Annotated in this window: 6 protein-coding genes, 15 tRNA genes and 2 pseudogenes; all 23 read left to right on the top strand. The window is 42.6% G+C overall.

Annotated features, from left to right (window positions below; translation table 11 throughout):
- The first annotated feature begins 12 nt into the window (after nucleotides 1-12).
- The 23 genes and pseudogenes from FC62_RS07680 to FC62_RS07575 all read left to right on the top strand — a co-directional run bounded on the left by FC62_RS07680 (nucleotide 13) and on the right by FC62_RS07575 (nucleotide 10,358).
- A tRNA-Phe gene (locus FC62_RS07680) sits at nucleotides 13-85 on the top strand.
- Nucleotides 86-100: 15 nt separating this feature from the next.
- A tRNA-Gly gene (locus FC62_RS07675) sits at nucleotides 101-171 on the top strand.
- Between the two features lie 5 nt (nucleotides 172-176).
- Nucleotides 177-250: transfer RNA gene (locus tag FC62_RS07670), tRNA-Ile, on the top strand.
- Between the two features lie 4 nt (nucleotides 251-254).
- Nucleotides 255-342: transfer RNA gene (locus FC62_RS07665), tRNA-Ser, on the top strand.
- A gap of 36 nt (nucleotides 343-378) precedes the next feature.
- Nucleotides 379-450, top strand: a tRNA-Glu gene (locus FC62_RS07660).
- A 37-nt stretch (nucleotides 451-487) separates the two neighbouring features.
- Nucleotides 488-577, top strand: a tRNA-Ser gene (locus FC62_RS07655).
- A 12-nt stretch (nucleotides 578-589) separates the two neighbouring features.
- Nucleotides 590-663, top strand: a tRNA-Met gene (locus FC62_RS07650).
- 3 nt (nucleotides 664-666) lie between these two features.
- A tRNA-Asp gene (locus FC62_RS07645) sits at nucleotides 667-740 on the top strand.
- A 3-nt stretch (nucleotides 741-743) separates the two neighbouring features.
- Nucleotides 744-816: transfer RNA gene (locus FC62_RS07640), tRNA-Phe, on the top strand.
- Nucleotides 817-819: 3 nt separating this feature from the next.
- Nucleotides 820-900, top strand: a tRNA-Tyr gene (locus tag FC62_RS07635).
- A gap of 7 nt (nucleotides 901-907) precedes the next feature.
- Nucleotides 908-978, top strand: a tRNA-Trp gene (locus FC62_RS07630).
- Nucleotides 979-990: 12 nt separating this feature from the next.
- A tRNA-His gene (locus tag FC62_RS07625) sits at nucleotides 991-1,063 on the top strand.
- Between the two features lie 6 nt (nucleotides 1,064-1,069).
- Nucleotides 1,070-1,141 (top strand) — tRNA-Gln (locus FC62_RS07620).
- A 15-nt stretch (nucleotides 1,142-1,156) separates the two neighbouring features.
- Nucleotides 1,157-1,227, top strand: a tRNA-Cys gene (locus tag FC62_RS07615).
- Between the two features lie 29 nt (nucleotides 1,228-1,256).
- Nucleotides 1,257-1,340 (top strand) — tRNA-Leu (locus tag FC62_RS07610).
- Between the two features lie 1,257 nt (nucleotides 1,341-2,597).
- Nucleotides 2,598-3,847 (top strand): annotated as a pseudogene (locus tag FC62_RS07605) (PTS sugar transporter subunit IIC).
- A 6-nt stretch (nucleotides 3,848-3,853) separates the two neighbouring features.
- Nucleotides 3,854-4,069, top strand: a complete 216-nt coding sequence (locus FC62_RS07600; protein ID WP_054746466.1) for a hypothetical protein — start codon at nucleotides 3,854-3,856, stop codon at nucleotides 4,067-4,069.
- Between the two features lie 68 nt (nucleotides 4,070-4,137).
- A pseudogene (locus FC62_RS08410) lies at nucleotides 4,138-4,542 on the top strand (MupG family TIM beta-alpha barrel fold protein); the annotation flags it as partial.
- Nucleotides 4,537-4,788, top strand: a complete 252-nt coding sequence (locus FC62_RS08405; protein WP_054746471.1) for a PTS sugar transporter subunit IIA — start codon at nucleotides 4,537-4,539, stop codon at nucleotides 4,786-4,788. The pseudogene FC62_RS08410 and the gene FC62_RS08405, both read left to right, overlap by 6 nt.
- 164 nt (nucleotides 4,789-4,952) lie before the next feature.
- The gene (locus FC62_RS07590) at nucleotides 4,953-6,140 is read left to right on the top strand and encodes a glycosyltransferase family 4 protein (RefSeq protein ID WP_054746468.1); all 1,188 of its coding nucleotides are present in this window, start codon (nucleotides 4,953-4,955) and stop codon (nucleotides 6,138-6,140) included.
- Entirely contained in the window at nucleotides 6,127-7,173 is a 1,047-nt protein-coding gene (locus tag FC62_RS07585) for a glycosyltransferase family 4 protein (protein WP_056947367.1), read from the top strand. The genes FC62_RS07590 and FC62_RS07585 overlap by 14 nt, the downstream gene beginning before the upstream one ends.
- A 1-nt stretch (nucleotide 7,174) precedes the next feature.
- Complete coding sequence (locus FC62_RS07580; protein WP_056947363.1) at nucleotides 7,175-8,182, top strand: lysylphosphatidylglycerol synthase transmembrane domain-containing protein; 1,008 nt, start codon at nucleotides 7,175-7,177, stop codon at nucleotides 8,180-8,182.
- Nucleotides 8,183-8,267: 85 nt separating this feature from the next.
- Entirely contained in the window at nucleotides 8,268-10,358 is a 2,091-nt protein-coding gene (locus tag FC62_RS07575) for an LTA synthase family protein (protein WP_056947360.1), read from the top strand.
- Nucleotides 10,359-10,486 lie beyond the last annotated feature (128 nt).

Raw genomic sequence — 10,486 nt, 5'->3', positions numbered from 1 at the left:
TACGGACCGTTTGGCTCGGTAGCTCAGTTGGTAGAGCAATGGATTGAAGCTCCATGTGTCGGCAGTTCGATTCTGTCCCGCGCCATAGTTTAATGAATATGCGGGTGTAGTTTAGTGGTAAAACGACAGCCTTCCAAGCTGTAGTCGCGAGTCCGATTCTCGTCACCCGCTTTTATGGGCCTATAGCTCAGCTGGTTAGAGCGCACGCCTGATAAGCGTGAGGTCGATGGTTCGAGTCCATTTAGGCCCATTTTGGAGAAGTACTCAAGTGGCTGAAGAGGCGCCCCTGCTAAGGGTGTAGGTTGCGTAAGCGGCGCGAGGGTTCAAATCCCTCCTTCTCCGTACGGCAAAGTGCCGGTAGGTTCCAGAGATATAGACGGCCCGTTGGTCAAGTGGTTAAGACACCGCCCTTTCACGGCGGTATCATGGGTTCAAATCCCGTACGGGTCATTACGCCAGTTGGTGTATTATAATTATTTTCAGCTATGGAGGATTACCCAAGTCCGGCTGAAGGGAACGGTCTTGAAAACCGTCAGGCGGGTCATACCGCGCGTGGGTTCGAATCCCACATCCTCCTTTTATACCTTATCGCGGGATGGAGCAGTCTGGTAGCTCGTCGGGCTCATAACCCGAAGGTCATAGGTTCAAATCCTATTCCCGCAATTTGGTCCGTTGGTCTAGTTGGTTAGGACGCCTGCCTGTCACGCAGGAGATCACGAGTTCGAGTCTCGTACGGACCGTTTGGCTCGGTAGCTCAGTTGGTAGAGCAATGGATTGAAGCTCCATGTGTCGGCAGTTCGATTCTGTCCCGCGCCATTTGGAGGAGTAGCGAAGTGGCTAAACGCGGCGGACTGTAAATCCGCTCCTTCGGGTTCGGTGGTTCGAATCCACTCTCCTCCATTCATTTAGGGATATAGTTTAAAGGTAGAACTACGGTCTCCAAAACCGTCAGTGTGGGTTCAATTCCTACTATCCCTGTTTACCATTATGGCGGTATTGGTGAAGTGGTTAACACACCGGTTTGTGGATCCGGCACGCGTGGGTTCGATCCCCACATACCGCCCTTCATTGGGTTATAGCCAAGCGGTAAGGCAACGGACTTTGACTCCGTTATGCGATGGTTCGAATCCATCTAACCCAATTTCTAATTTAATATGGCGGTATAGCCAAGTGGTAAGGCAGAGGTCTGCAAAACCTTCATCGTCGGTTCGAATCCGATTACCGCCTTTGCCATGTAGTTGAATTAGGTAATTTTTGCCGGTGTGGCGGAATTGGCAGACGCGCCAGACTCAAAATCTGGTGCCCTTACGGGCGTATCGGTTCGACCCCGATCATCGGTACTTTGTAGGTTTTCTTAGTAAAACTTCGTTAATCTAAAAACCTTGTAAGTTGTTGATACAGCAACGTTTACAAGGTTTTTTATATTTGCTGGAGTTTCTTCGTAAAACTATGTTTTTCTGATTCAGTCGGGAAGTAGTCGGGAAGCGGCCGGGAAATGGTTATGAAAAAGCTTTATATTGATCTAGTAAAACCTGGCTGACAAGTTCGTTTTGTTGTCTATCCATTTCGTCTAAAATGTGTGCATACTTATTTAGAGTAATTTGAATATTTTGGTGCCCTAGTCTTTTGGACAGGGCCTTGATATTCATGCCGTGATTTATACAGTATCAATCTACCACTGTGAGTGGATTAACTTGTGAGAGTTCATTTTTTGCGCGAGATTAAACTTGGACCACTGTGCTTATTTGTTCTATTTATATAGATGGTGTAAAGTATCAGCCTCTAACACCCAGTTTTAAATAATTCATAATCAATCTTCATGCCAACTACTACTATTGAAATAGGAAGTAGAAGCCTGTCTCAAAGCGAGCTTTGTGTTAAATATGAAATATAGTCTGAATTGATAAATGATTTTGAGATTTCATTTGTCGCTTGGCGGTTGCTTCAAAAGTGATCTGGTACTTCATAGATACTTAATAAGTATTTTTTGGGACTAATTTGGTCTGTAACGCCAAAAAATCAAAAAATAACACCTATAATAGTTCATGTTTTACCGCGAAAAATTTTAAAATGCCTACTGTACATGCAACTAATTGATGAACTTGGCTCGATCAGTGCGATAAAAAGTGATAGGTGAATCAAATTCTGTCGAAATGAAGTAGCGTTTCATGACCATAGCGCTAATAATCACACATGTCATCTCAATAAATTGCATATTGGTATATACCGATATGTTCTTGTAAACGCTATCAAACTAGACATTTACAAGCATAACGGAAGTGATTGGGTCAATCAAATCTATAAAAAACTTATATAATACCTACATTAACGCCGGTTTGGCATGTTTAATTCGTTTTCTGAAAACGATACCATTAACACATAACCTATTAACCGATTACAGTTGGAGGTGAGCAAATTGTTTGTTCATCGGTCATGGGTTGAATAATTTGTTTGTTAGAAGAAAGGAATTTGAAGATATGAATGCATTAATAGAATGGCTCAATAAGCATATCGTGCCCATTGCTGCTAAAATTGGTTTCTATTAAGTGGCTGGTAGTAAGTGGCTGGTAGCGCTCCGTGATGCTTTTATTTCCATTATGCCTGCCACAATGGCCGGTGCTGTTGCCACATTGTTAAACGCGTTGGTTAGAGATATTCCAAATCAATTTGGTTGGAATGGCTTTGTGGATGCAATGCAACCACTTATCGGTGTCAATGCGCAGGTTTGGACGGGTTCTCTAGCAGTTCTCGGTCTGATTTTCTCATTTACATTTGGTTATCAACTCTCAGTTCAATGCAGAATTGAGCCAATCACAGGTGGTATCGTAACTTTAGGAACTTTCCTAATGACCTTGCCACAAGGTTACAAAGTACAACTCACAGAATCTTTGTCCAAGAAGTCAATGGACATCATCACGGCTAGTGGTGCCACAGTAGATAAGGCAAGTATTAGTGGTTGGGGTTTCTTCAACTTTAACTAGTTCTTTGGTGCTGCAGGTTTCTTCACTGTCATGATTATGGGTGGCTTAGCGGCTGCAATCTATATTTGGTTGATGCACAAAAACATCACTATTAGGATGCCAGACTCTGTTCCACCAGCAATTTCGGCAGCATTTACCGGTATTATTCCTGCAACTGTTGCACTATACGTTTCCGGCCTAATCACGTGGCTTGTAACCAAGTTTGGTGCAACTACCGTGATTGAACTCATTTCAAAGACTATTCAAGAACCGTTACTTAACCTTTCACAAGGTTATGGTGCCGAATTTCTAATGACTGTTTTAGTTCAAGTATTCTGGTTCTTTGGTCTTCACGGTACAAACGTGCTTGGACCATTGCTTGACGGTATTTGGTTGACTACTCAAGTTGCCAACATCAACGCTTTTGCTCAACACAAAGATTTACCATATATGTGGACTAGAAATGCCTTTGACCTCTACGCTTGGATTGGTGGTGCATGCTCCTACTTATCGCAATCCTGATGTTCTCTAAATGTGATGATCAACTTGCTGTTGCTAAATTAGCGATTGCACCTGGGTTCTTCAACGTTAACGAGCCCGTAATGTTTGGTATGTCAATTGTGTTCGATCCAATTTACTTTGTTCCATTTATCTTGGCTCCAGTGGTGATGGTGACAGTTGCATACTTTGCAATTACAGCAGGACTAGTCAGTCCAATTAAGGTACAATTTGCATGGTCAATGCCACCCATCTTGAATGCCCTTGTTTGTACGCTTGATTGGCGAGCACCGATTCTCCAAGTTGTGAATATGGCAATTGGCTTCTTGATTTACCTACCATTTGTCAAAGCTGCAAACAGAATCAAACCAGTTGAAATAGAAGGATAAATACTAATGGAACGAAAGACTAGAAGAACACTATTACTATTAAACGGTGCATTTTTCGTGATTTTACTCAGTCCCTTTCTGAGAGGGGTGGCACTTTGGCTATATTATGGCCTACCCGTGATTGGGTTAGTACTAGCAGTCATTGCTGGTAGAATCTTCTTTCGTGAACATCGTGCAGATGTACGCAAAGTAAAAGAGCATGATAGTGATAAAATTCAATAGTAAAATAGATGTTTGACTAGTCAGTAGCTCTATCACTGGTCAAGTTTTATAAAAAAGGCGGTATCGTAATGCGTCAACTAGGCGTTTCAATTTATCCGGATCAAACAGATATTGCGGATGATAAAAAGTATTTAGATTTAGCACATAAATATGGTTTTACCAGAGTTTTTACCTCATTACTACAATTGGTGAATGATGATGGTGCGGATATCCTTGGTCAATTCAAGGAGACTGTCGCATATGCCAACTCTCTGAATTTCAAAGTTGTTGTAGATATTAATCCCGATTTGTTTCAATCACTGAACATCAAGTACGACGATCTCTCGCTCTTCTCTGACTTGGGCGTGTGGGGATTAAGGCTTGATGAGGGCTTCACTGGCTTAGAAGAGGCTCAGATGACCAGAAATCCTTACGGGTTGAAAATCGAACTGAACATCAGTGCTGGAACCAATTATGTTGATCGGATTATGGCGGGTGGCAACGCTAAGGGTGCAGCATTTGCAGCCATTAAGGCGGCAAAAGAAGGTCACTTCGAAGAACCACACGCTAAACTGAAGGAATCCGATGGCTTCATGGTTGACGCACACAATGCCCAGACGGCGATGCTCACCGCAGAAGCTCGAGGAGACCATACCGAAGTTAGCCTGCTCATGTTTCATGCACAAGACCATATTATGAACGCAATAACTTTTCGTGATTTAGCGGGAGAAATTGTATAATTGTATGAAACACGCTAGTTGTTTCGAAGTAGAAGCTCGCCTTTCTTAATTGATAGGCGATCTTTTTTTGATGTCAAAAAGCTTAAAATTAGTCTTACATTTTTGTTATGAAATTGCATCGGTCTAGGAATAACTTTATAATCATTCTTATCGGAGGTAGTACATTGAATATTGGGATTTTTACAGATACCTATTTTCCCCAAGTGAGTGGGGTGGCCACGTCGATCCAGACATTGAAAACTGGTCTTGAGAAACAAGGTCATTCCGTCTTTATTTTCACCACCACGGACCCACACATGGACAAGGCGACCGTTGAACCAAATATCTTCCGGTTTCAAAGCGTGCCGTTCGTGAGCTTTACGGACCGGCGAATTGCTATTCGTGGCTTATTTCATGCAACGCAGGTGGCGCGCGAACTGGACCTAGACATCGTTCACACCCAAACCGAGTTCTCCATGGGGCTGATTGGTAAATATGTGGCACATTCGTTGAAGATTCCGTGTGTGCACACTTTTCATACGATGTACGAGGATTATCTCCATTACGTGCTAAATGGTAAATTATTGAAGCCGGTGCATGTTAAGCAATTTGCCCGGGCCTTCATGCATAACGATGACGGAGTTGTCGCGCCTAGTAAGCTGGTTAAGCGGACGCTTGAACGTTATGGAATCAAATCGCCCATTACCGTGATTCCTACCGGTGTGGATATTTCACGCATTAATGAGAATTCGAAGAGGGATGTTCGAAAAGAGTTGGGCTTGGCAGAAGATACGCCCCTGATTCTGACTTTGAGTAGGGTTGCCGCGGAGAAGAAGATTGATCATATCTTAGATGTTTTACCGGAAATCTTGGAAACATTTCCGACGGTCAAACTGGTGGTTGCGGGTGATGGACCGGATATGGACATGCTGGTAGATCAGGTTGAGCGCCTTTCGATCGAGGACAACGTGATTTTCACCGGTAATGTTGAACACACCGATGTCGGTAATTATTATCGAATGGCGGACCTGTTTGTCTCTGCCAGTGACACCGAGGCCCAGGGACTGACTTACGTTGAGGCGATGGCAGCCGGCACAAAGAGTGTAGTTTTTAGTACTGATTACACTGAAAACCTCTTTGATACGGCTGAATTCGGCGTCACGTTCAAAAGTAAGGACCAAATGTTAACTGAGATTTTAGACTACTTAAAGATGGGACCGGGGAGAATCGATCCTGCTCTGTTAGCTGAGAAATTGGACAGCGTCTCATCCGATAGATTTGCAAGTGCCATGATAGAAAACTATCAAGAAATCATCGCCAACTTCGCATACAAAGCAAATGAAGGACAGGATATTTTTGATGATCAAAATTAATATGTTTTCTGAAGCTGACTCGGTCAAAGGTCAGGGTGTGGGTAGCGCCTATCTAGAATTAATCCGCCTCTTGAAAACTCATCTGGCGGATAAATTTGAGGTGACGATTAACCAACATCAGCGGGTTGATCTCACACACTATCACACTATTAACCCTACGTTTTACCTGAACAGTTTCAGTAAGAAGCGCGGCAGAAAGATTGGCTACGTCCACTTTCTACCCGAAACACTGGCAGGCAGTATTAAATTGCCGCAGTTTATGATGCAAATTTTCTATAAATACGTGATTTCTTTCTACAAAAGAATGGACCAGATTGTGGTGGTCAACCCAATTTTTATCGATAAATTGGTCGCTCATGGTTTGAAAAGAGAAAAAATTGCGTATATTCCAAACTTCGTCACAAAATCGGTCTTCTATGAGAAATCAGCTGAGGAAAAGCAGAAGATTAGGGCAGAGCTTGGGATTCCAGCAGACAAATTTGTAATTTTTGGAGACGGCCAGGTCCAAGAAAGAAAGGGTGTCGACGACTTTGTGAAGTTGGCCAGAAATAATCCAGAGATCCAATTCATTTGGGCCGGAGGCTTCTCTTTCGGCAAAATAACTGATGGTTATGATCATTACAAGGAGCTGGTCGACAATCCACCAGCAAATGTCATTTTCACCGGTATCATTGATCGAAACAGGCTAGTGGATTACTGCAATATATGCAACCTATTCCTCTTGCCGTCATTTGATGAACTATTTCCAATGTCTGTGCTTGAGGCGTTCAGTTGTGGCGCACCTGTATTGTTGCGTGATTTAGACCTCTACCGCGCAATTATTGACGGCTATTATCTCACCGGTGCTGATTATGCGGCGCTCGATGCCCAAATTAAAAACGTCCTGGCTCACCCAAATATTTTAGAGGAATACAAGCAAAAATCGAATGAGGCTTCATCTAAATATTCTGAGGAGAACCTAACTAGAATTTGGCAGCAATTTTATCAGGATCAGTACGATCAGGGTGTTAAATTGGGTCAAATTAGGAGATAGAATGTCGAAAAAACAAGTATTGGGTTTGCTGGCGGTTCTCGTCCTTAGTGGCGGTGTCTTCTGGTATGAGATTTCTGACCTTGATTTTGAGTCGGTTGGTCACGCATTGGCCCGATTCAATAGCAGATTTTTTCTAGTGGCTATCTTAGTCATGTTAGTTTCATTTGTGACCGACTCGCTAATCTTCTATATTCTGGAGCGGGATCGCAGATTTCCAAGAAATAAAAAATGGGCGTTTCTGCGGGTACCTGCGATGCAGGCACTCTTTAATGCGATTACGCCAATGGCATCCGGTGGGCAACCAGCACAGTTGGTCGGCCTCGTTCAGATGGGTGTGGAAGGCGGCCGAGCGACGTCTATCTTGCTGATGAAGTTTATCATCTTTCAGTTTGTTGTCCTCGTTAGTTACGTCCTGACCCTGTTTTTCGGCTTTGACTTAATGATGCAGCAATTTTCAGGCCTTGTTTTCTTAATCTTGATTGGCTTCGTCGTTCATACGATCTCAATTATTTTTTTATTGCTGGTGATGTTTAAGTATGATTGGACTAAGCGCATTGTCCGGGCAGTCTTTAATTTGCTAGGGCGCCATCTGAATCCCGACAAGGTATTGGCATGGCAAAATATCACCATTACGAAGATTGACAACTTCTATGAGGAAGGAATGCAGCTGAAGCGAGCGGGACGAAAACTTCTTTTTTCAACGATTCTGACAGTCGTTGATCGGTTGGCGTTCTACTCAGTACCGTACTTCATTTTACTTGCTGTAGGCGTGCAAGCTAATTACTTTGAAGTTCTAATATTAAACGTTATGATAACGATGATTATTTCAATAGTACCAATTCCTGGCGGTACAGGTGGCGCGGAGCTAAGCTTTAAATCATTGTTTGCGATGTTTCTAACTAATCAGAGTTCAATGGTTTTGGCAATGTTCTTATGGCGATTTGTCACATACTTTTTGGGTATGATTCTTGGCCTGATTGCCCTCGTGGCCAAGCCACGAAAGAGTTAATTTTTACTAAAAAAGGCCGCGAGTTGTCGCTTTGAGCCAATAAAAGTGTATTATTTTACAGTAGTTTAAACAAAGGAGTAACCTAATGGTTAACGTAAAGTCTCGGTTGACTAGCTCATTTATCAAGCTAGTCGATTGGCTTTTTAAAACAAAAATCGGCTTTTTCACAATTGTCGTACTTTCATTCTGGTTAAAAACTTATCTGATTTATCAGACAAAATTCAATCTCGGTGCAACTGGCGCAATGCAGCAGTTCTTGTTGCTGTTTAATCCGATCCCCACAGCCATTCTCTTATTTGGAATTGGGTTGTTCTTTAAGGGACGTAAATCGTATTGGATTATTATAGCAATCGATTTCTTGCTCTCGCTGTGGTTATTTGCCAACATCCTCTACTATCGAGAATTCTCCGATTTTCTCTCAATGTCCATTATCAAGAGTTCGGGCTCAGCCTCTGATAACCTCAGTAACAGCATTATCGGTATTCTTTTGCCAACCGACTTTCTAGCATTCCTAGATGTTGTCCTCTTAATTTTGCTAGTGTCATTCAAGCTAATTCGAATTGATAATCGCATCGTCCGACCAAGGACTAGTTTCATGGTTGTGGCGCTCTCGGGCCTGTTAATCGGGCTCAACCTTACAATGGCCCAGACTGATCGCTCTGGATTATTGACCAGAACTTTCGATAATAATTATATCGTGAAGTACCTGGGCTTAAATACCTATGCCGTCTATGATGGGGTCAAGACTGCACAGACCACTGCTGTGATGGCGAAGGCTAATGCCAGCGATCTAAAAACCGTGCAGGATTACATCGAGAAGTATCGTGCAACGCCAAATCCTGCTTATACAGGTGTTGCGAAGAATAAAAACGTTTTTGTCATCCACCTAGAGAGTTTCCAACAGTTCCTCATCAACTATAAGGTTGATGGGCAAGAAGTAACACCAAATCTTAATAAGTTAGTGGCTGACCAAAATACGCTCAGTTTTGATAACTTCTTTAATCAGGTTGGTCAGGGTAAGACTAGTGATGCGGAGATGATGCTTGAGAACTCCTTGTTTGGGTTACCTTCAGGCTCTGCAATGTCGCTCTATGGTACGGCCAACACGTTCGAAGCTGCACCGGCAATTCTGGGGCAACAAGGCTATACCACGGCGGTCATGCATGGTGGTAAGGGTTCATTTTGGAACAGGAAGAACACCTATAAGTCTTGGGGGTATGACTTTTTCTTCGATTTGGCTGACTACACGAACAAGAAGGGCTTTTATCTGAACTATGGTTTAAAGGATAAGCTCTTCCTTAAGCAGTCAAGTAAGTATATCGAGCAATTACCTCAGCCGTTTTATACCAAAATCATTACTGTGACTAATCACTATCCATACCCACTTGACAAGGAGAATCAACAGATTGTGAAGACGGATACTGGTGATTCTACTGTGGATGGCTACGTACAAACAGCACATTATCTTGATCAGGCTCTTGGTGAATTTATTCAGTATTTGAAGGATACCGGCCTGTACAACAATTCACTCATTATGATGTATGGGGATCACTACGGTATTTCTGGTAATCACAAGAAGGCGAGTGCCCAATTATTTGGCCAAAAGACGTTTGATGATTTCGATAATCTACAATTTCAACGTGTACCGTTGATTTTTCACATGCCCGGATTAAAAGGTGGGGTTAATCACACATACGGTGGAGAAATTGATGTCCTGCCGACTCTTTTGAATCTTCTTGGAGTGAACAACGAAAATACGATTCAGTTTGGTAATGATCTACTTTCCTCTGCAAATCGCCAAATTGTTGCGCAGCGGAATGGTGACTTCGTTACACCGAAGTACAGTAAGGTCTCAACTGCTTATTACTACACTCAGACGGGTAAGAAGATTAAGAAACCAACGAAAGAGGAGAAGGATGAGTTAGCGACTATCGCCAATAGCGTGACCTCAGAGTTATCTTTGTCAGATCGTGTGATTACCGGGGATTTATTGCGCTTTTATGAGCCGAAGTGGTTCAAGAAGATAGACAAATCCAAGTATTCATACACGGTCAAGGACACGCAAAAACTCCTAGAAAAGTTGGATAAAACTACGACGACTAGTTTACTAAAACAAAATAAAGGCGTCTCAACCTTTGATAAATATAAGACTGACGCGCCAGAATTAAAAGAATAGCAAATGCTGTTCTTTTTTTCTTGCATTTATAAAAAGAATCAGGTAACATAGTTCAAGTCGTCAAGAGGACAAGCGAAAGCAAGTCAAGGCGAGCTGAGCTAGAAGTTAAAAAAACTTCTTGCAAAGCA

The organism is Amylolactobacillus amylotrophicus DSM 20534, assembly GCF_001434555.1.
GTDB classification, from domain to species: Bacteria; Bacillota; Bacilli; order Lactobacillales; family Lactobacillaceae; genus Amylolactobacillus; species Amylolactobacillus amylophilus.
The sequence above is the reverse complement of the archived record's forward strand: the minus strand, read 5'-3'. Positions and strand labels throughout refer to the sequence as shown.

Coding starts and splice junctions, on each gene's coding strand:
- FC62_RS07600 (WP_054746466.1), top strand. CDS start 3,854: ATGGAACGAAAGACTAGAAGAACACTATTACTATTAAACGGTGCATTT.
- FC62_RS08405 (WP_054746471.1), top strand. CDS start 4,537: ATGGCGGGTGGCAACGCTAAGGGTGCAGCATTTGCAGCCATTAAGGCG.
- FC62_RS07585 (WP_056947367.1), top strand. CDS start 6,127: ATGATCAAAATTAATATGTTTTCTGAAGCTGACTCGGTCAAAGGTCAG.
- FC62_RS07580 (WP_056947363.1), top strand. CDS start 7,175: ATGTCGAAAAAACAAGTATTGGGTTTGCTGGCGGTTCTCGTCCTTAGT.
- FC62_RS07575 (WP_056947360.1), top strand. CDS start 8,268: ATGGTTAACGTAAAGTCTCGGTTGACTAGCTCATTTATCAAGCTAGTC.